This window comes from Paenibacillus sp. FSL L8-0470 (assembly GCF_038008625.1).
Classification (GTDB): domain Bacteria; phylum Bacillota; class Bacilli; order Paenibacillales; family Paenibacillaceae; genus Paenibacillus_AQ.
The window spans coordinates 206,621-228,521 of the sequence record NZ_JBBOZM010000001.1 but is presented as its reverse complement, the minus strand read 5'-3'; the positions used below and the strand labels follow the sequence as shown (position 1 = coordinate 228,521).

Annotated in this window: 16 protein-coding genes; 7 read left to right on the top strand and 9 right to left on the bottom strand. The window is 49.9% G+C overall.

Annotation, left to right across the window (positions count from 1 at the left end):
* Positions 1-59: 59 nt before the first annotated feature.
* Positions 60-3,797: an alpha-L-arabinofuranosidase C-terminal domain-containing protein gene (locus NST99_RS01140; protein WP_341089203.1), complete on the bottom strand. Its 3,738-nt coding sequence runs from the start codon at positions 3,795-3,797 to the stop codon at positions 60-62.
* A 189-nt stretch (positions 3,798-3,986) separates the two neighbouring features.
* Between NST99_RS01140 and NST99_RS01135 the strand changes: the two genes are divergently transcribed.
* Entirely contained in the window at positions 3,987-4,421 is a 435-nt protein-coding gene (locus NST99_RS01135) for an LSm family protein (protein WP_341089201.1), read from the top strand.
* A 132-nt stretch (positions 4,422-4,553) separates the two neighbouring features.
* Here the strand turns inward: NST99_RS01135 and NST99_RS01130 are convergent, their stop codons facing one another.
* Complete coding sequence (locus NST99_RS01130) at positions 4,554-5,138, bottom strand: lysozyme inhibitor LprI family protein (RefSeq protein WP_341089200.1); 585 nt, start codon at positions 5,136-5,138, stop codon at positions 4,554-4,556.
* A 166-nt stretch (positions 5,139-5,304) separates the two neighbouring features.
* On the opposite strand from NST99_RS01130, the gene NST99_RS01125 reads away from it, so the two are divergent.
* The 4 genes from NST99_RS01125 to NST99_RS01110 all read left to right on the top strand — a co-directional run bounded on the left by NST99_RS01125 (position 5,305) and on the right by NST99_RS01110 (position 10,599).
* A complete protein-coding gene (locus NST99_RS01125) occupies positions 5,305-5,988 on the top strand; it encodes a response regulator transcription factor (protein WP_341089198.1) in 684 nt (227 codons plus the stop codon).
* Positions 5,981-7,171 carry a sensor histidine kinase gene (locus NST99_RS01120; RefSeq protein ID WP_341089196.1) on the top strand — a complete coding sequence of 397 codons (1,191 nt, stop codon included), beginning with the start codon at positions 5,981-5,983 and terminating at the stop codon, positions 7,169-7,171. The genes NST99_RS01125 and NST99_RS01120 overlap by 8 nt, the downstream gene beginning before the upstream one ends.
* 66 nt (positions 7,172-7,237) lie before the next feature.
* Entirely contained in the window at positions 7,238-7,921 is a 684-nt protein-coding gene (locus tag NST99_RS01115) for an ABC transporter ATP-binding protein (RefSeq protein ID WP_341089194.1), read from the top strand.
* Entirely contained in the window at positions 7,918-10,599 is a 2,682-nt protein-coding gene (locus NST99_RS01110) for an ABC transporter permease (RefSeq protein ID WP_341089193.1), read from the top strand. The genes NST99_RS01115 and NST99_RS01110 overlap by 4 nt, the downstream gene beginning before the upstream one ends.
* A 427-nt stretch (positions 10,600-11,026) precedes the next feature.
* On the opposite strand, the gene NST99_RS01105 is transcribed toward NST99_RS01110, so the two are convergent.
* The 7 genes from NST99_RS01105 to NST99_RS01075 all read right to left on the bottom strand — a co-directional run bounded on the left by NST99_RS01105 (position 11,027) and on the right by NST99_RS01075 (position 19,497).
* A complete protein-coding gene (locus NST99_RS01105; protein ID WP_341089192.1) occupies positions 11,027-12,145 on the bottom strand; it encodes a GerAB/ArcD/ProY family transporter in 1,119 nt (372 codons plus the stop codon).
* Positions 12,146-12,178: 33 nt separating this feature from the next.
* Positions 12,179-13,399, bottom strand: coding sequence for a Ger(x)C family spore germination protein (locus NST99_RS01100; RefSeq protein ID WP_341089190.1), 1,221 nt, complete (start codon positions 13,397-13,399; stop codon positions 12,179-12,181).
* 13 nt (positions 13,400-13,412) lie between these two features.
* Complete coding sequence (locus NST99_RS01095; RefSeq protein ID WP_341089189.1) at positions 13,413-15,035, bottom strand: spore germination protein; 1,623 nt, start codon at positions 15,033-15,035, stop codon at positions 13,413-13,415.
* Positions 15,036-15,274: 239 nt separating this feature from the next.
* Positions 15,275-18,061: a glycoside hydrolase family 3 C-terminal domain-containing protein gene (locus tag NST99_RS01090; protein WP_341089188.1), complete on the bottom strand. Its 2,787-nt coding sequence runs from the start codon at positions 18,059-18,061 to the stop codon at positions 15,275-15,277.
* Between the two features lie 204 nt (positions 18,062-18,265).
* Positions 18,266-18,457 carry a hypothetical protein gene (locus tag NST99_RS01085; RefSeq protein ID WP_341089187.1) on the bottom strand — a complete coding sequence of 64 codons (192 nt, stop codon included), beginning with the start codon at positions 18,455-18,457 and terminating at the stop codon, positions 18,266-18,268.
* A gap of 187 nt (positions 18,458-18,644) precedes the next feature.
* A complete protein-coding gene (locus NST99_RS01080; protein ID WP_341089185.1) occupies positions 18,645-19,055 on the bottom strand; it encodes a hypothetical protein in 411 nt (136 codons plus the stop codon).
* Positions 19,048-19,497: a LytTR family DNA-binding domain-containing protein gene (locus NST99_RS01075; protein ID WP_341089184.1), complete on the bottom strand. Its 450-nt coding sequence runs from the start codon at positions 19,495-19,497 to the stop codon at positions 19,048-19,050. Before NST99_RS01075 ends, NST99_RS01080 begins: the two co-directional genes overlap by 8 nt.
* A gap of 229 nt (positions 19,498-19,726) precedes the next feature.
* Between NST99_RS01075 and NST99_RS01070 the strand changes: the two genes are divergently transcribed.
* A complete protein-coding gene (locus NST99_RS01070; protein ID WP_341097512.1) occupies positions 19,727-21,037 on the top strand; it encodes a putative DNA modification/repair radical SAM protein in 1,311 nt (436 codons plus the stop codon).
* The gene (locus tag NST99_RS01065) at positions 21,037-21,900 is read left to right on the top strand and encodes a TIGR03915 family putative DNA repair protein (protein WP_341089183.1); all 864 of its coding nucleotides are present in this window, start codon (positions 21,037-21,039) and stop codon (positions 21,898-21,900) included. The genes NST99_RS01070 and NST99_RS01065 overlap by 1 nt, the downstream gene beginning before the upstream one ends.
* Position 21,901 lies beyond the last annotated feature (1 nt).

Below are 21,901 nucleotides of genomic sequence, written 5' to 3'. Positions count from 1 at the left end.
TTGAGGATCACGTGGGCAAATACTGGCTAAAGCCTGCATAGTACAGAGCAGACGCTTCTTTATGCCTTAAGATCCAGCACCAGCACATTCACCGAGTTAGCAGGCAGATTAAGAACAATATTGCTGCTGTTCAACGTAATCTCCCGCTCGTCAGGCACGATTCGCTCATTGTTCTTCTGGTTTACATTAGGCACATGCACAAGCTGGGCTTCGCCGGTCAAGGTGATCAGCTTCGCGGCTGTCTCGACCTTCAAATCTTCAAGCCGCAGCTGCGTTATTTTGTCTACATCATCGGCATTCACAAGCTTTACATACACATGCTTCGCGTCTTTTGTAACCGAGTTGAAGATCTCTCTGTTGTACGCCTCCAGCTTGTAGTCCAGCACCTTGCTGGCTGCTCTGCCGTCCGTATAAGAACAGATCAGGCTCTCTCCGGTTTCACCACCGTAATTCACTGTAATCGTGTATTCCGTGTTGTCGGAAATCTCCTCATAGCTGGCTGCTCTAAGATTGCCTGCCGCCGTGCTGGAAGAGTAGTCGCCCAGGGTATAGGCTTCCACGCCTTGCTTGTACACCTTCACACCGGTAGCGTTGCCGCCATAGCTGATAGCATATTCGAGGACATCCTTGTTCTCCGGCGAAATGTCAGTCAGCCCTGTGCCCACGTAGAAACCGTCCTCCCCCGCGATTCGCGAAGCAACAACCTCCACCTTGTAATCGGTCCAGCTGTCATTCAAGATGTAAAGGCCGTTCAGCCCGCTGGCCTGAGCTTTAAGCACAAGCCCTTTATCCAGAACGGTATACCCTGCGGAGCCGGGAATGGTCTGCCAAGCCTGGTTAAGCGCCTGTGTAAAGTCCTGATCAAGCAGCACAGAGCCATCCTTATTCGACGTTACGGTCAAGCGCTTCACCAGAATATCAGCATTGCCTGCCGCCACTTCAATTCCGCCATGAGGAAGGAGTGCTGCCGGTTTGCCGTTTCTATACGTAGAGAAGGAGGTTGCCAGTACTTTATTGCCCAAATATTTGGCATACAGCTGCTGCACATAATAGTTCGGGGTGAACCAGACCGTCTCATCGTCGAACCAGATGCAGTCCGGTGTCCAGCGGTAGGTCCCGTCCGTCAGCACCTTGTTGAACAGCGGCGCATAAGCGGCGAGCAGAACAACATCCGCATTGTTTTCAAATCCGGTCATAACCGCTGCCTCTGCTACTGCGCCAGCCAGTGTGTTTTTGTCCGTAGAAGCATATTCCCCGACAAATACCTTGGAGGTTTCCTTCCAGTCGATGCTGCCGTCTGCGTTATACGCTCTATAGTAATAATTATACCGGTCGGCATTCGCAAGCAGATAGTCATTGGAGCGGTAGTAATGCTCATCGGCAATCGTGTCCATGTAGTTGCTCTGCTGCCCGTACCAGGTTACCGTTTCTTCAATTACTTTATGCCCGTCGGCAAAAGCTACCTCAGCCGATCCGCTGAGATTGCCGCTCAGGAACTTCCAGCCCTGCTGGTACGCATCATCGTCCGCTTGCGCGCCAACCGTGGAGATAATATGCAGTTCATGCCCCGGATAGTTCTGCTCCATATAGGCATCTATTGATGTCTTGAACACTTCAAAGTTGGCGAAGAACTCTGTACCCCAGTTCTCGTTGCCTACGCCCAGATAACGCAGATCAAACGGAGCTTCATGGCCCATCTTGCTGCGCATAGCCGCCCATTCGTTGTTCTCGAAGTCCATGCTGATGGCGAAGTCGATCAGGTCGGTAAAGTTCTTGATGTAATACTCCCGTAATTCGCCTCCGGCCGGATGGGCGTAGTCCGAACGCGCCTGGCACAGCACGCCGCAAGCCATCACCGGAAGTGGAGTTGCATTAAGGTCTTCTGCCAGCTGGAAATATTCCATATAGCCGAGGCCCATAGTCATCATGTAGCCCCATACGTTGTAATTTTCTTTGCGCAGCTCAACCGCTCCGATGGAATCCTTCCAGTCATACACATTCTCCCAAATAAAGGAGCCTTCAGAGATGCACCCGCCGGGGAAACGCAGGAATTTCGGATGCATGCCTACAAGCGCGTTCACCAGATCTTTTCTCAGCCGGTAGTTCGGGTTGCCCGTATAGTTGGCGTGAGCCGACCGGGAGTGCTCTTCCTCGCCTGCTCCCCATACATCCTGCGGAACCAGGGACACCATGTCGATCGAAATTTCACCCGCAAAAGCAAGCGCCAGCTGGCCAAGAGCCGTGGCCGAACCCGTCAGCACAAGCTTGGCATCCACTCCATACTTCTTCCAGGTGTTTCCGCCCTCCACTTTTACGATTACGGAATCACTGATCGCTGCTCCGTCCGCTCCCTGAAGCTGCAGCGTAATTGTACCGGCTGACTCTGCCTTCGCCCAGATTGTGAAATCGTACTTCGCGCCCGTTAGTATGGACATGGCACAATTTCCGTTGGAATCAGCAAACCCTTTGTTCTGAATCACGGCACCATCTGCCACTGTCACATAATAAGCATTTACTTCCGGGTCCTTTACGCCAAAATGTTCATTTAGTCCGCCGCTGTGCTGCGGGAGCATCTTACCGGTATCTCCGGACCACGCGAATAAGGGCTCGCGGTTCCGGCCGGTGGAGCAGCCGCATTCCCCGGAAGTATGGGAATAGGTATCAAAAGCAAAAGATTCAAACGAGCGGTTCTGCACCAGCTCAGCATAAATTCCGCCGTCTGCTGCGTTGTTAATGTCTTCATAGAACAAGCCGTACATCACCTCGCTGACATCGAGGATTTCCTTATTTCCGTGGATGGTCAGTGTGTATGGAGGCAGGTCCTGCGGCAGCACCGAGACGTCGAAGCTTTTTTCCATAGAGACGGGCCCCCGGGTCAGAACTGCGGTAAGGGTTGCCGCTTCAGCAGAGCTTATTTCCTGAACCTGTCCATTATCCAGAAGCGCTGCAGGCTGGCTAGATTTCCAGCTCACTTCAACTTTTCCGCCCATCAGCGAAGCCGGAAGTGACAAGTCCTTAGTGATTATGGTCGTGGGGAAGGCAAGATACTTGTCTCTGGCCAGCCTTACGATCTCTTCATTACTCAAAGAATCGCACATCACCTCAATGACCTCATCCATCGACAAGCCCGCTTTATAAATCCGCATATCCGAGAGCGAGCCGGCAAAGTCTGCATCCGCAGCAAACTGCGAACGGCCGATAAAATTGCTGCTGTAGTTGTCCGAATCCGTAAAGGTCGCGAACCATCTGCGCAGTTGGGCATAGTTGCCGCTGGAGGTCTGGCTGATCGAGCCGTCAGCAACGGCTTCACCGTTCACATACACCACCGGACCCGCACTGCTTAAAGTGCCGCCTTGCGTACCCGTTACCGACATGGCAATATGCATCCACTCGCCCCCGGCAAATCCTCTGCCCGGATCAACGGCCAAATCGCCTTGGGCAGACAACGTACCGCGCAAATTACGTGTCAGGAACAGATAAGGCCCTTTCTCCCCTTTGCCAAAGTCAAAGATCCGCTCCCATACGTTAGAGCCCTTGGCAAAGTTCACCCATGCAGCAACGGTTATCCCCGTGTTGTCGCTTACATCTTGAAGCAAGTCCGCCGGAAGCCGGACATACGAGGTTCCTGCATCGCCACCGGCAAACGTTGCAGCCACTCTGCCGCTCACCTTGGAGATTACCGGCGCCACCTTGCCGAAGGCCTCTCCATCCCGCCCTTGTCCAGAGCTGTCTTTAGCGATACGGTCTGCATCCTCGAATTTGTAATGTGCAATGATTTGATCGCGGAAATTAGTCATTAGGGTCTCTCCTAACCTTTTATTTAATATAAATATGAATCAGTTTATAAAAATAAATACCATATAGCTATACTACCTCATTAGGCGGTTATTTCTCAACTTTTTTTGCTATACTCGTGGAACTAGCACAAGCCGTATCCAATCCTCTGTGTACTATAGGAGTAAATAGAACAATGAGGTGATCTGCAAATGGGCAATTCAGCAGCAAGAGTGCGCAAGCAGGCAAAACGATTGAAGGGCCGAAAGGTCTGCATTACGCTGCATGACGGGCGTACCTATGTAGGATGGATAACCGGACTCGATCAGGGGGCGCTGATTCTCTCCAAACGGCGCAGTAACCATAAACCACGCAGAGCTTCCACCTCCCGTTCGCAAAAGGCCACAACCTCAGCATTTCTGCCGATGCTCGGAACCTTGCTCGGAGGCTCGGGTGCTGGCGCTGCCGGAGGACCCGGCGGGGGGCTTGGCGGAGGCCTGGGCGGACTGATGGGCGGCGGGCTCCGCTTCTTCGGAATGATTCAGAAAGCTATGCCGGTGATGAAGATGGGCTACAGCATGATTAAGACGATCAGACCGTTTATGAGTGGGCTTAAGGGATTGATGGGGGGGGGCGGTGGGGTTTAGCAGCTTAGGGGCTGAACAAAGAATGACATCCATTTCAGCGAGAAATAGAAGGATAATTTATACGTGAAGCATATAAATTCTATATTTTTAAAAAGACACCCCGGGGGTGTCTTTTTTGCGATAGTATTCTGTTCACTTCATATACAGCTCAACCAGCTCATAGCATCTTTCCTTCGTCACCCCTGACTGGGTCGCTGCATATTCCAGCGGCTCCATCGTTCCGCCTTCAAATTCTGCCGCTGCCTTTGCCGCCGTTTCATCTCTTTCTGTGATCCATTTTAATTGCTTTTCTTTTAATTTGGCCATTTCATCTTTCGGGAGCTGCCGCTTGAGCTCCTGGTAAATCTCATTTAGAGCCGCATCCCACCGTCCGTACTCCTTGTCCGCAGCCTCGATCATCGACGCCGTTGTCCCTTCATCTGATAAAGCCTGCAAATCTGTAAGCCCCTCTTCAATCTTATCCAGCTTCTTCAAGTAGTCCTGCTTCATCGATCCGGCGGCAGGCTCCTGCCCGGTTTCAGGCGACGTTTCCTCCGGTGTGGCTTCCGGGGTTGTTGCCGGGGTTGCTTCTCGCGTTGTAGCCGGTGCTGTTGCTGTTGCTGTTTGCTGCGCATTCTGATCCGGCTCTGCCGAATTTACCTTGCTGTCTGCATTATTACTGCAACCGGCAAATACTAAACTGCAGGTCAATAGAGTCAATATCATTGTTTTTCTCATTCGTCCTCACCCTATCATCGGTTTATAGTATATATCGTGTGGTTTGGCTTACCTTTTAACAGAGGCTTATTTGTATATATTATCTGCATTGGCAGCAATATAATCATCGCAGATATAGTTAAAGATATACTTTCCTTCCAAAAACTAAAATAGATATACTAGAAACATGAGACAACAACAAATTCTAATCGTTGAAGATGACGAAACTATTGCCTTTGGACTTAAAGTATTCCTGCTGCAAAAGGGTTTTGGTATACAACATGCCGATCGGGTCAGTACCGCCAAAGCTATGCTGACCGCCAGCCCCCATGATCTGATCCTGCTGGACTGGAATCTTCCTGACGGCAACGGCTATGAGTTCTGCTCTTACGTCAAACAGATGTCCGATATTCCGGTAATCTTCCTGACTGTACGGGATGACGAGCATGATATCGTGCAGGGTCTGGATATGGGGGCTGATGATTATATCGTTAAGCCGTTTCAGCTTAGTGTGGTACTCTCCCGCATCCAGGCCGTATTGCGCCGGACAGGAGGCACCGCCCCTGCGGCAGCCCGCCTCACCTGCGGAGCACTTCTGCTCGATCCGGTCAAAACGCAGGTATTCTGCGGCGGAACAGAGGTGCCGGTGACCGCCGGTGAATACCGCCTGCTACTGCTGCTTCTGCAGAACAAAAATCAGACGCTGACCCGCAGAGTGCTGCTTGAGAAATTATGGGATGCAGACGGGGATTTTGTCAACGATAACACTTTGACCGTGATGATAAAGCGGCTGCGGGAGAAATTAGGCCCTTCCTCCAGCATCAAGACGATTCGCGGCATCGGCTACCGCCTGGAGCCGGATGATGAATAGACGCAGGTACAGCCGGTTTCTCCTTCTGGCCTTCGCCGCTGCCTTGTTTGCCGGACTGGTTATGGGGATTGGCATATCCCGGCTCGTCTCGCAGGCTGAATACACCCAAACGGCGCAGCTCACCGGGACATCCTACAGCCGCCACCCTGAGCTGGAACAGACTTTAGTACAGGGACTGCATGACGGGAATGCCGCCGCTTTGCAGACCGGTACCGAACTTCTGCACCGCTATGGGTATACCCTCCACACCTTTAATAACAAGAACCGCCTGCTGATCATCACGGGAAGTGTGGGCCTGTGGATGCTCCTGTTTCTGCTGTTTGCAGCAGTTCAGTATCGATTACAAAACAAAAGAAAGGAAAGAATCGCAGGACTGACAGCCTATCTCTATTCCATTAATCAGGGACAGCACCAAATTCTGCCCCGGACTGGTGAGGATGAATACTCTTTCCTGGAAGACGAATTATATAAGACTGTTGTAGAGCTGCGGCATACCCGTGAGACAGCCGTGCTGGAAAGGCAATCGCTCGCCGACAATCTGTCCGATATTGCCCATCAGATCAAGACCCCGCTGACTTCTGTCTCTTTGATGGCTGAATTACTGGCTGACAGCAGGCAGAACAGCGCAGACGCCTTATATGTGGAGAAAATCCAAAGCCAGCTAACCCGCCTGGAGCGTCTGGTATCCTCCTTGCTGACGTTGTCCAGGCTGGATGCGGGAACGCTGGAACTGCAGCAGCTTCCGGTGGATGTGTACACGATGCTGGCCAGCGCCGCTGAACCTCTGGAGAATATCCTCTCCGGCAGAAGGCAAACCTTGACCCTTCAATCCAGCCCCGCCATCAGCTACCGCGGAGATTACCATTGGAGCTCGGAGGCACTGCTCAATGTTCTGATGAACTGTTCGGAGCATACCCCAACTGGCGGCAACATCACTGTATCTTACGCACAGAACCCCGTGTACACGCAAATTATAGTGGAGGATTCCGGGGCGGGATTTCCTGCGGAAGAACTTCCGCATATATTTAAACGCTTTTACAGAGGGAGCAATGCCCGCAAGGATAGCGTTGGCATCGGACTTGCGCTGGCCCATTCCATCATTCAGCGGCAGAACGGCAGCATCCATGCGGAGAACCGGCCGGGGGGCGGAGCCCGCTTTGTCATCAAGTGGTATGCTCATTAATCTTCCTCCGTCACCGGAATGTCACCTGGGGCTGGTAGAGTGGACCGTACAAAGGAGGCTCCACCCATGGAAATATTACGTTGTGAGAACTTAACGAAAGCCTACGGTTCGGGACAATCGCTCGTTACCGCCCTTGACTCCGTTCAGCTGTCGGTACAAAAAGGCGAATTCGTCGCCATTATCGGCGCTTCGGGTTCCGGCAAGTCCACCCTGCTGCATCTGCTGGGCGGCGTAGACCGCCCGACCAGCGGTACGATCATGATTGAGGACCGTAACATTGCACAGCTGAACGAAGAAGAATTAGCGGTATTCCGCAGAAGGAAGGTCGGGCTGATCTACCAGTTCTATAATCTTATTCCTGCCTTAAGTGTCCGGAAAAATATTGTACTGCCGATGCTTCTGGACGGAAGAACGCCGGATGAACAGCGGCTGCAGGACATTATCCGCAGCCTGGGATTGGAATCACGGCTCCACCACCTGCCAGGCCAGCTGTCCGGCGGGCAGCAGCAGCGTGTGGCTATCGCCCGTTCCTTGATTTACAGACCTGCTCTTCTATTGGCGGACGAACCGACCGGAAACCTCGACAGGAAAAATACAGAGGAAACGGTCGGGCTGCTGAAATTGTCCCATCAGCAATTCAATCAGACCGTTCTGCTCATTACCCATAACGAGAAGATTGCGCTGGAAGCGGACCGCATTATCACCCTGGAAGACGGCCGCATTGTTTCCGACGAGGTGATCCGGCAATGAATACTATCATCGGAGACTACGTCCGCTCCCATCTCAGGGCGAACAAGCGCAGCACAATGTTCATCTTCACGGCCATTCTGATCGCTGCCACCTTACTCTGCGCCTCTGGTTTTCTACTTTATTCCCAGTGGCTTAACGAGGTGGATACGACCGTTAAGGACCGCGGTAATTGGCATGCCCGTTTAGGACAACCGGTTCCGGCAGAACAGCTGAAATATATTCAGCTCCATCCGCAGGTGGATGAGGTCTATCTGGAATCGCAGCACAAGTCGCTACAGCTGGAGGGCACAAAGCGGCCTTATCTGAATCTGGTACAGCTGAGCGTTGACGCTTGGGAGAACAGCCCGCGTACAGGAAGACTACTGGAAGGCAGGATCCCAAAGAAGAAGGGCGAGATCATCGTATCCAAATTGTTTTTTGCCGAGAATCCCCAATACCAAATAGGAGACAGCCTTCAGCTTCCCATAGGGCAACGTATGCTGGATGGAAGGCAGGTGGCGGACTATGCCCCACGGCTCCAAGGTGAAATCTTTCAGCCTGCTGGTGAACAAGCCTTCATCATTACGGGAACGATCAATGAATCCTCCGTATCCTCTTATCCCTGTTACTCTGCCTATGGCTTCGCGGATATGCAGACGGCTTCACCGAAAGAGCTGTTTAACGTCTCCGTGCGGCTACGTAACATCTCTGATGCTTATGAAACGGCTCCGCAGCTGGCCGGGAATATTGGCCAGAAGCCGAATGCTGCCGGAAGCTACGCCATCACCTACAACACACCGCTTCTGGCCTTATACGGACTCAAGGGGCCCGGTGTCCATGGCGGAATTGCCCTAACCTCCGGCTATGCACTCTCCGCCCTCCTGACGATGGGGCTGGTGATGCTCCTCTTCACCATATTGATCTACAATGCCTTTACAGCTACAACGGCAAGCCAAATCAGGCAACTGGGTATTCTCAAAAGCGTTGGCGCAACGCCGAAGCAAATTCGCCGCATTGTATTATATGAAGCCTTGGGACTGGCCTGCATCGCAATCCCCCTGGGGCTGCTGCTTGGTTATGCCGGAATGGCCGTTATTATCAAAGCGATCGACGCCCTGTTAGCCGATTCTGCAAACAACCATTTACGCATTGCATTCTCTTGGCCCATCGTAGGCATAGCAGGGGCAGCAAGCTTTGCTACCGTATTATTGTCCGCATGGACGCCAGCCCGGAAGTTGGCCAGACTGCTGCCGATAGAAGCCATCCGAAATGTCCCGGCTACAAGGAAGGCGGGGAAGACACGCGAATACCGCTGGTTACATAACAGACTAAGTGCTGAGGGAGGGCTTGCGTTCAGCGCCTTTGCAGCCAACAAAAAAGCCTATCGCACGACGATAATCTCGCTCACGCTGTTCATTACGCTAATCGTAGGCTTTCAAAGCTTTGCGGTCATCTGGATAGCCGACCAGAAGCTGGCACTGGCCCAGAAACAATACACTTTCGAACTGTCCATGACCACCGTGGCGCAGCCCGATCCGGCTATGATGAAGCAGTTGTCCGGCTTGTCCGGTGTTCAGCAGCAGGTGGTTTACCGGGGGGCTGAACACTCCCTTAAATGGGATAAGCAGCGAATCCATCCGGCCTTTGCCGCTGCCGGTGGATTTCAGGACAGCTACTATCCCGGTAATTCCGGCGGCAGCTTCCCTACCAATCTGCTGCAAGAGGATGGGCAGCCGCGAATTTTTCTGGAGCTGAAAGGACTGGATAGCGCCTCCTTTGCCGCTTACTGTGCCCGGATTGGGGTAGACGCAGCCCTGTTTGCTGATCAGGCCCAGTCCAAGGCTATAGTAGTTAACCGGACCAGCGGCAATATTCCCTCTTTTATCGAAAAGTACAACATCCCGGAAACGGAATATCTTCAGCTTGCCGCTGGCGATTCAATGATTGTAGAAGAAGATCATTTCCCTGACCAGCCGCGTACGGGTGGGCAGTATAAGCTTACAATCGGTGCCGTGACCGGCCAATATCCGGCGCTCGACCAGCATCACTATCCCTTGGATCTGGTAGTGATCGTGCCGATGGACACTTATGAGAGTATTGTTCAGAAACTCAGCATGGAGCGGGCGCTGGATTACCAGAGTATTACCTTTAAGATGAACATTCCCCGGGAACAGCTGGCTGTGGCCCGGCAGCAGGCCGGTGAGATCCTGAATCAATACCTGCCACCTGAAGATTGGAGCATTACCACTCTGCTCAGCCGGGAGGAAAGCAACCGGGACGCCATCCGTTCCATCGAGCTTCTGGTCGGCGGCTTTGCCATCCTGCTCGGCTGTATAGGCATCACAGGTGCTTTTTCCACCGTGTCCGGCAACCTTTCAGCCCGAAGACGGGAGTTCGCGGTCCTTCGCAGTATGGGCTTGTCTCCCCGGGGTATGAAACGTATGCTGCGGCTGGAAGGACTATACTTTGGATTGTTGCCCTCCCTGCTGTCTATACCGATATTGGCCGGCGTCTGCGGTATTATGCTGCATTACGCAATTGCCGCTACGTGGAAGGACTTTCTGGCCGGGATCCCCTGGCTTCAATTAGCAGGCTGCTTTATCCTTGCCGCAGGCAGTGTAGGACTGGCCTACCAAATCACCGGCGCAAAGATACGGCAGGAGAATGTGATTGATGCCATCAAAGATGAGAACTTGTAATCGCACAGCATATAATTCCTTAAAGAACAAAAGACACCCCTGGAGGTGTCTTTTGGACCTTTTATGTTGTGTTCTTTATTGAGCGTGATAAGATAGGATATCTGAATGAATGGGGCGATCAAGATAAATCAGGAGAAAGATGCAACAAAACGTTACTCGAAGGATAGGCCGGATGGGAATGAGTATTCCTTAGAAAAGATGGCTGATATTCTTATTCAGCACTCAGTACAGAAGTAATGACTGTTTGGCGTATCATCAAAACTGTGACTGCATTCGTAGAAGCTTATATGCTGTTATTTTCATACATATGGAGTAAGTAAAAGACACCCTGGAGGTGTTTTTTACTAGTTTACGGTTAATCAGTTAACATTGTAATAGCACATCTATTGTAAAACAATATCTTATCTTTCTCAGCCGCTAGAGATCCTCAACTTTTCTCATGAGCTGGACGGTTTGTCCGCTTTTTTCGCTTTCTGATAAGGATTATGATAAGAAGCAATAAGGGTAGAATGATCTGAAAAACTGGAAAAATGTAATTTAGAACAATTTGTCTGCCTGCAACGATATGATGGGTATAATTTGGAGATAAGAAGGACAATCCGTAAACTAGAAATGCGACAGGCAACACCCACTTTTTATAACCAACACCGGTTATTTTTTCGAGTCCGATTACGGCACCATTAAAAAAGGCAGCCATTTTAACAATTAATCCAAGAAAGAGAAGCAAGGTGAACAGCGCATCCATCCGCTCAAATACTTCAGCAAAGTCAATCAATTGCACGGTTTCCAGTAGAGGTAAAGTGCTATATATTGCAATTTTTGGACCCAAAACAAAAATATTCAGTTGATTAATAAATGTCAGTGAGAGTGCCGTAATGACATAACAGGTAATCACAGCTCTGTTGAGTTTTCTTCCTGTATGGACATAGGGATAAAAAACTAGAAATAATACAGTCTGTCCGAACGGAAAAGAGACAATCTCCGGTATTGCCGCATTAAGAACGGGCTTCCACCCGGATTCCAAAACTGGAAGCATAAATTGGAAGTGGAAGAGGCCGGTGACAGGAATCAGAATACTGATTAGGGCATAGCTAACTAACACAACAGGAAAAAGAATGACGCACATCAGAAACATTACTCTATATCCATAACGGACGGTATTGGAAACAACAAGGATGACGATCAGCATGATAATCCATAGCGATGTCTGGTTTAACAATGTCATTATAGTGATTTCGCCAAGATCGCGTAAATTTCGTGATACTTCATAAACGAAATAGCCCACAAACAGAAGGTTCAGGAATGTTCCGAGATATTTCCCCATATAACGGCGAAACAATAGGAACAGATCTAAAAGGGGCTCCTGATGATGAATACTCAAGTGTATTAGAAGCACGAACAGACCGGCCAATGCCCCTACCAGCATGGCTAACCAGGCATCCTGCTTAGCCTCTCCCCCCATGAAAAATAAGGTTGTGCTGCCAACCTCGAATAATGAAATACATATGACCAGCTCCGATACCCGAATTGTACTGCTTTGGCTCATTTATTTCATCTCCTGTTTATGTTTATGTGGTCATTAATCATCTTCGGATTCGAGCAGCCGGCTAAATGAACCCTGAAATAAACCGGGCCGTTTCAGGTTCACTTCTACATCGATGTCAATGTCCATGTTAGCAATTTCCTCGGGCCAAGTTTCTTTTAAACTTTTCCAATCCTCGGGGGATTTACGGTGTATTTTATTGCCGATTCCCGCAAGGTCGACTTTTAAACGCTGTACCGCTTTCCATCCTTCCAGGATTTGCGAGCCAATAATCTTCTCTGCCTGCTGCTCCAACTTGTTAATACTCTGCGTTTTTAAAAGATCTTCAGGTGTAGTGGTCCCCAAAATCTCACCTACAACCACTTTAGCCTTGACTTTTATCGTATAATGCACATGCCCTTTTACCGGTGTAACTTTTACCTTTGCTTTTCGGATCAGGAAAGCGGACACATCGGCATCCTTACTTTTATAGCTTAGAGTGGTCGTATGTATACGGTTGGTTAGCCAGGAGAGTCCCACACTCTCGTTTTGGTCCAGTGTTCCAACCATTTTTGCTTTCTGGAAGACACTTAACCCGGAAATTTTTAGTTTGCCGCTGGCCGAGGTCTGTTGGAATACATTTGCTGACTCTAAATTTGAGCTGTCAGTGCCTGTGATAGATACTTCTGGAACTCCAGCAGCGCCGCTGTCGGAACTGATGCCCAGAGCCAATTCATGTACGGATACCGAAGGGTAATACGAACTTAACTGCTCACTTTTTTGCAGGATGTTGGATAACGCTCTGCCGGGAAGCTTCTCCGGGGGGATCAGCTTCTTCAAATAATCTCTGGCTTCGCCATTGGCAACTAAGACTTTAACTGTTTCCCGTGCTCCAGGATTACGATAATAAGTGTCCAGAATTTCTTCAATTCCGGTTTCTGCTGCTTGTTTACCAATGATAAGAATATTGGTATGTGCAAAATACAGCTTACGCGGATTTTCCTGGGTGCTGGTCGCTACAGCCTCTCTGATGGTTTTTCCATGTGCCGAGAAGGTATGCACAGCGGCTTGAGATCCCCCTGCACCGGATGATCCGCCTGCGCCGGAAGACATTGCCGGTGGAATGATGAGCTGGTATGTAATTGTCCAGTCCCCCTGCTGCCCATCAAATCCGGTTGCTGTTGTAATTCCTAATTCGTTCATTTCAATTCGGTTTCCGCACCCTGCAAGCATTAGACCTGCAACAAGCAAAATGGCAACTACCCAGCATCGGTGCACATAGATCTCTCCTTTAAGCTTTTGGTTCAGGCTCGTCTGCACTGCGGACAATGTTGTTCGAACCGACAGGATATTGGTGAGGAGCCTGTCTTTTTTTGTTAGTTCCGGATTTTATATTGGGTCTTGTTTTCATTGCCCACCAGGGTGCCCGAATAAGCAGATCTTTCATATTTGACTTGTAAAATGGACTGTATGGCAATAGATAGTCAATACCGAACGATTTTAGAGAGAGCAGATGAGCTAAAATAGGAACAACCCCTGCCATAATTCCGAATAAACCGAGAGTTCCTGCCAGCAGCATGAGAATAAAACGCAATAAACGTACGGCAGTTGCCATACTGAAGTATGGAATGACAAAGTTGGATATAGCAGTAAAGGAGACAACGATTACCATTGCGCCGGAGACCAGTCCTGCTTCTACCGCTGCTTGGCCAATAACCAGAGCTCCTACTATGGATATGGCTGGACCAATCGCACGGGGCATCCGGACGCCTGCTTCACGAATCACTTCAAAGGTTAATTCCATCAGCAAGGCTTCCAACAGAGCTGGAAAAGGAACCCCTTCCCGTTGGGCGGCCAGAGTTACTAACAGGATGGTGGGAATCATTTCTTGATGGAACGTTGTCAAGGCAATGAACAAGGAAGGAAGCAGCAAGGAAACCAGGAATGATAACAGACGGATCACCCGCAAAAAAGATGAAATGTCGTAGCGCTGGTAATAATCTTCGGCTGTCTGAAAAAAATTATAAAAAGTTACCGGGGCAATTAATGCGAACGGTGTCCCATCCACCAAAACCGCTACTTGTCCATCTAAAAGGCTTCCAGCAACGGTGTCCGGGCGTTCTGAATTTAACATTGTAGGAAAGGGAGTAAGCGGCGCATCTTGAATGAATTCTTCGATATAGCCACTTTCAAGGATACTATCTGTATCAATGGTCTGAAGCCGCTTAGTGATCTCCTGAACCACACCGGGATCGGCAATTCCTTCTATGTAGGTTACAATGACAATGGTTTGCGAATATTGTCCGATAATGTGGCTGTCAAACTTAAGATCAGGTGTCCGCAGCTTCCTTCTGATCAGAGTGATATTGACTGAGATATCCTCTGTAAAACCCTCTTTCGGCCCCCGGATCACCCCTTGCGAAGTGGGTTCTTCCACGGCCCGTCTGACCCCGCCGGCAATGGAGACAGCCAGAGCAGATTGTAAACCATCTATTATAATGACGGCACTGCCTGTAAGGACAGCTTGATAGATCTGATTTTGCGAATCAATCATTTGAATATTTCCTGCAGGCAGTGTTTTTTTTAATAAAGAAGCTGCAAGATGTTCTTCTAACCGGTTAGAGGATGTATGGGCTATTTCTTTAACTAAGCTTTCAATAAGATCGGATAACAGACCTGGGTCGATTAGCCCTTCAATATAACAAACGGCAAGAGGCCCGGTGTGCTCAGGATTATCGGAAAATTCCCGGATGGTAAAGTCAGGGCTTTGACCCAGTCTATTTTTAAGTGTGCATAGGGTACTGGCTAATGAAGCATTTATAGGCTCGTTTAAGGCCTGATGTTTGGATTTTTCCGCATCTTGGCTGGAACCTTTCGCTGGTCTCAACACATTTTTTATCCAGTGTTTTAGCATGATTAGCCTCCTCTCCTGAGTATACTATTTGCTGTCATTCCCCAATGTATGCATAACAGGACATCCATAAACAATCCGCTGGGCTGAAGAATAATAATGATTTTAAAGATTTCAGACTAGAATTAGACGGATAAATCCCTCATTATCAAAGTGCCATTATATTATTCAGGAATCAACAAAAAGAGAGCACCCCTAGGGGCACTCTCCTGTACTTCATATGGTTAGTTTCTTTGCAGCATTTACACTTGTTTGAATTCGATCGCGTTAATCTGCATGCCTGGTTTGACGAAATCAAACTTCATTTCATAGAGGCCTGCTTCCAGCTCAATCTTCACGAGCTTTAGCGTGATCCATCTGCCGTCCGTTCCATTGGTTTGAATAGTCGTCACCACTTGATCGTTTAGAGTCATATTGCTTGCACTCTGGGCAAGTTCTGTATCCGGAGACATGACGCTTGCAAAGATCCGGTATACACCCGCTTGGTCAACTTTTATGAAGGTCGAACCGGTTGCAGCCGTTTGAACCACTGCATTGTCAGCTACAGTTTGTGCTTGCCCAGCGGGAAGAGCCGGATTCGCCTTGAAGACATCAACCGTTTCTGCAATCACTTGTTCTCTGGAGAACACGGGTGCCTGCATCAGAAACTCACAAATATTGATAGCGCTGCGCTGCAGCTCTCCACGGGTCAGGGTGCCATTGTCCAGGGATTCAATCGTGTTGTCTCCCCAGACATTGGTTTCCGCACCATAGTTGCTGACGACCATATACAGGTCATTCTGTGCACGGACCATCCAGTTTGTGTTCCTCCGGTCAGCAGGACCCCCATCCACGACATCGTTCATGATCGCCCACCAGTCGGTCATCACGATGCCCTTGAAGCCCCATTCTCCGCGAAGAACCGTTGTATTCAAATCATAGTTAGATGCCGCCCAATGCCCGTTCACCGGATTATAGGAGGTCATAACCGAATTGGCTCCGCCCTGTTTTACCGCGATTTCAAAACCTTTCAGATAAATCTCGCGGAGCGCCCGTTCGGACACAATCGCATCCACCTTACTGCGGTACTTCTCCTGATTGTTGCAGGCGAAATGCTTCAGTGTAGCGTTCGATCCGCCTTTCATAATCCCGCGGGTGCAGGCTGCAGCAAAAACCCCTGAAATCAGCGGATCTTCCGAAAAATACTCAAAATTGCGCCCGTTCAATGGACTGCGGCGAATATTCAGACCCGGTCCCAGCAAGGCATCTACACTGTTGCTTAACAGCTCCCGGCCTTCCATGACGTACAGCTCTTCAACCAATTCAGCATTCCAGGTTGCTGCCAGCAAGGTTCCAATGGCAACCTGTGTCGCCTTCTGCCCGCTGTCCATGCGAATGCCTGACGGGCCGTCTGCGGTACAGCCAACCGGAATTCCATAACTGAACAGCTGATCACTTACCCCACCGAAAGCCGAAGCCGTACCCGGTGTAACGAGCGGACTGCTCATGCCTTCGCCTCTGACAATCGCCGCCAGATCCTGGTCGCTAAGCTGGGCGATGAACGCCTCCATGCTAACCTTTCCTTCATGGACATCTCTTAGTTTATATCCTTGATTACCGGTTTGCGCCAAGGTTTCAGGGAGATTGCTCTGAATGCGTTCTGCCATAGAAACCTTTTGTTTTGGCACCTCTGCATAGGCAAGTTCATAAGAGCCGTCTGCTTTGCGGGCTCCCGGGTGCATTCTTGTAAAGCTCTCTGTCGGCGCCAGCGCCTCTTGCAGCTGCTCCACAACCTGAAGAGCTTCCACGCTGTAACCGCTCTGTCCTTCCACGCCAACTTCGGCCAGCGCTTTAACACTGGTTCCTACGTAAAGGCGGTATGTCCCGGCTTCCAGCACGTAAGCAGAAGCATGACCAGTCACCCCGGCGTCATCGTAAGAGGCCATCGAATGAACAGGGAAGCTTACAGTCAGACGCTGCGATTCACCCGGCTGGAGAAGTTGTGTCTTCACGAAGGCAGCCAAAGCTTTGGCCGGCTGGCCCAGCTTGCCTTGGGGCGCTTCATAATAGACCTGAACGACCTCTTTTCCCGCAAAGGCAGTTCCCGTATTCGATACGTTCACTTCAATAGCAATGTAGGCTTCTCCATCCTTGGTGATCACTTTGGCTTCTTCCGGCTTCACTTCAAACCGGGTATACGATAGACCATATCCAAATTCAAATTGAACCCGCTCCGGGCAAAACGTCTCAAAATAACGATAGCCCACATAAATATCTTCCTGATAGAAGTTCTTGAGTTCATTGCCGTAATTACGGGTCGAGGGATAATCCTCGATGGAATAAGCAATCGTATCGGTTAATTTACCGCTGGGTGTCACTTCTCCGGCCAGCACATCGGCAATCGCATTGCCGCCCTCCATACCGCCCTGCCAAGCATAAATCACACAAGGGATGGGGTGCGCATAACCTTCATCGTTCAACCAGCTCATATCGATAATATTGGAGACATTCAGCACCACGACGGTTTGCTCAAAATAGGCCGTCACCTGCTTCAACATCGCTTTTTCTTCATCATTTAACTGGTAGCTTCCCGGCTCGTTGGCATTATCCTGGTCTTCCCCGGCCGTACGTCCGATCACTACGATAGCTTTATTGGATTTAGCTCTTGCCTCTGACACCAGTTCATCGGTTAAAGGCATCTCCTTCTGGTGCCACGGCTCTGCAGCCCAGCCCCCGCCGCCATTATCAAACGGGTTGCTCTCAATCCACGTTTCATATACAGCTGCCAATGGCTGGTTAATGGAAATGTTCTGTTTATTCCGGAGACCATCCAGCAGGTTGGTTGTATGTGAAACATGGACACTGCCGCCCGAACCGGTTCCGCTGCGATAATAATTCACCTGGGTTCTGCCAAAAATGGCAACGTTGTCGCTTGCCTGAAGCGGAAGAACTTGCCCTTCATTCTTTAACAGCACTGCACCTTCTGCGGCGGCGACTCTGCTGAATTCAGCAAACCCTTCTAATGGAACTCCAAAACTTTGTGTGCTCAATGTATTCTCTCCCTATTGTCATCTCTATACTAATTTCAACAACTTAATATTAATATACAAGCTCAGCTTCTATAAAAGCAAAGTTTCATCATTTAATATTGTGAATATTCGGCTTGTTCATCCACCAGACATTCCTAAACACCCGCTCCAGGAGCGGGTGTTTAGGAAAAGCACCAAGGGACAAGGTCCCCGGCGGCCTGATTTTTATTTTTTACGCCGTTGTTTCGTCATCCGGTTATACATCACAAACGCAGCTATAATCGCGCCGATCATGCCGACGCTGGTCGCCGAATCATTGTCCATGCCAAACAGAAGGCACAGGTTCGTAACCACACTTCTCGTAAGCAGCGCAACCAATATCAGCATCAACGGACGCCAAATGTTATATCCTCTCATCCCTGCAACACCCCTGACCTAATTTTCACAAATCGGCAAACCCACTCAGCCTAAACCATCAATCTAATCTACTATTAGATGCTATTATAGCATAAGTAGGAATGCGCATACATTTTGGCTAGGGTTGCAGAGCCAGGAGTAACTGATTCCTTGGGAATAACACTTTTAGCCCCCGCCCCGCTGCAGCCTATTTCAGTATCTTGTTCAGCTCTTCCACTCTTTTCCGGCTGTCTATTCTAGCGTAGAAATAAAAAGCTATGGTGTGCATTACAACCGACAATAACAGCATTCCGGGCCACCAGGGCAGAATAACGTGAAACATATCTTGTGAAAATAACCAGACAATCAGCATTCCGCCCGCTATCGTAATAATGGAGGAAATCAGAATATTCCAGAACGGCTTTAAGGTGAAATGATTCCATAGGGCATCGTACATTATTCCAAATAATACGGCCGATATTGCAGCAATCCCCGCAACATGCCACAGGTATACCATACTGATCGGTTGGTCCCTATAAAACACCGTTAACAGTAACGTTACCCATAAGGATGTCACCGTAAATACTTGAAAAAAAGAATGCTTGAACTGGCTAATCATGATATCTCCCCCTGAATTGTTTAATGTAATAGCGGCTGACAAAGTAACTGGAATGATCCGTGAGCACCACTTGAATCCTTGCGTTGCCAGTGGATGAAAACTCTTTAATATAGCCCGTATTGATAATGGTTTGATTATTGATTTTCATAAAAAGGGCTGAATCCAGACTTTCATCGACATATTTCAACCGTTTATTGAGCAAATACCTTTCTCCGGTAATTACACGTACGCTGCACATGCGGTCTTCCGCTTCAATTACAGCAACCGTACTCCACCCGATTTGAACATGGCGGTCATTTTTCGCGTTAATCACTACAAGCTTTTTCTCTGCAGTATGAATAGCCTCTTTAATATTCCCCCAATGTTCCTTTTCCGCAGGATGGGTACTTACTTTGGCGACACCCCGGTCTAATGCTGAATCGGCTTCAAATATAACGTTCAATGCTGCATCCTCCTTTCACAACTAATCTTATAAGCAAAACCTTGCTAAAACTATAGTATTGCGTTTTCTTGCAAAATCCTGCGTCTTTGTTGCACGGCGCTGCGACGCATATGCGCTGACACGAAAGGACACCCTTATATGTGTATTTTTATGTATTTGTTTGATTTTGACAAGAACACTTGTTCGGGTTATACTTTTCCCAAGTGAGGGGGATATGAACGTGGATATCATGGATAAACTCGAAATTTTAACCGCTTCGGCCAAATATGATGTGGCCTGTACCTCAAGCGGATCGGACCGCAAAAGTCAGGCCGGAGGTATGGGCAATGCCGTCAGTATGGGCATCTGCCACAGCTTTGCGGCAGACGGCCGCTGCATTTCACTGTTGAAGGTGCTCATGACGAACAGCTGTGTTTATGATTGCGCCTATTGTATCAACCGCAAATCGAACCAGACACGCCGGGCTGCATTTACACCGGAGGAAATCGCAGACCTCACCATGCAGTTCTACCGCCGCAATTACATAGAAGGCCTGTTTCTCAGCTCCGGCATTATGCGTAACCCCGATTATACAACCGAGCAGCTGATTGCCGCTCTGGAGCTGCTGCGGAATGTCCATCACTTCGGGGGCTATATCCATGTGAAGGCGATTCCCGGTGCAGATGATATATTGCTGTCCAGACTCGGCCTGCTCGCCGACCGCATGAGCGTTAACATCGAACTGCCCTCTAAGGAGAGTCTTGGCCGGCTTGCACCAGATAAGAGCAAACAGTCCATTCTGAAACCGATGGCCCTTATTAAAGAGAAGATAAATGAGAATTCTTCAGACATTGTCAAATACAACCATGCTCCCCGCTTCGCACCGGCCGGGCAGAGTACACAAATGATCGTTGGCGCAACACCGGACACCGATTACCAGATTCTTAACCTCACGGAAGGGTTGTACCGGAAGTATGGGCTAAAGCGTATCTTTTACTCTGCCTACACCCCCGTGGTAGAGCATTCGCTGCTGCCTTCCCTGGACACCAAACCGCCGCTCCTGCGGGAACACCGGCTCTATCAGGCTGACTGGCTGCTGCGCTTCTATGGCTTTCAGGCCAAGGAGCTGCTGGATGAAGCAGCGCCCAATTTCAATCCGCTGCTTGATCCCAAATGCAGCTGGGCCATCAATCACCGCGAGCAGTTCCCGGTCGAAATCAACCGCGTGCCGTACGAAACGCTGTTGCGTGTACCGGGCATCGGCGTAAGGAGTGCTCAGCGGATTGTAAAAGCCCGGCGGGCGGGGACATTGGATTTTTACGCGCTGAAGAAGCTCGGTGTCGTGCTGAAGCGCGCTCAATTTTTCATTACCTGTAAGGGAAAAATGCTGGAGGGGTTAAAAGTCGGCGAGCATACCCTGCTTCGTTCACTCATGTCCGGCCAAGAGCTGTCCCCGTTTCTACAGCCGCAGTACGAGCAGCTTTCCCTGTTCGATGACACGTATTTGGCAGCCTTGCCTGCAGCGGGAGCGGCAGAACTGAGGAAAGGAGAATCCTCCTGATGTTCAAGACGGCCGCTCTGGCCTATACCTATGACGGCAGCTTTGAGGGCCTGCTATGCTGCGTGTTCGAGAGCTACCAATGGAAAGAAACTCCGCTCACCATACATTCGGAGGGTGAAGGGCAAGGCATGCTGCTGGAATCCAAATGGATTGAGACCGACAACGCCAAAGCAGGCCGGGTGCTGCGCTCCATACCTCTGCGCATCTGTCCTGAGGCCGAAGAGCTTGTCCGTTTAGGATTCTGGACATGTACGCCAGACAAGGAACTGCTGCTGCTGAACTTTCTGTATCTCGGCTTCACGCATGGCCGCAAGGTTATGGACATGCTTGCCGATGATACCGTGAACGCCTTGCAGAAGGCGGTACAGCATCTGCGGCGGGAAGGGCATCTCTTTCTCGGCTTTGTGCGGTTTTCCGTTTACGGTCCGGTCATGGCAGCGGTGATTGAACCCCGCAACTACGTGCTCCCTGTCATTCAGGAGCATTTCTGCGACCGGTTTCAGGGCGAAAGCTTCATGATCTATGACAAGACCCATAGCATGGCACTGATCCATCAGCCCGGGCAAGAGGCCATTATTCCACTGCAGGAATGGATACCCCCGGAGCCGGATGCGGCTGAGGAGGCCTATCGCCGCCTATGGAAGAAGTTCTATACTGCCATCGGTATTCAGGAGCGCCGCAACGACCGGCTGCGTTCCTCCCTGATGCCCAAACGCTACTGGAAGCAACTTCCGGAAATGGACGGGGGCACTGCGGCGGTACCGGCGCTCACAGCTAAACAGGCGCAAACTGCACGACTGAAGAGTAAGGAGCGGCGTGAATTGCACCAAGTAGAAACAACTGCGTCGCCCTTACAAGGATGAG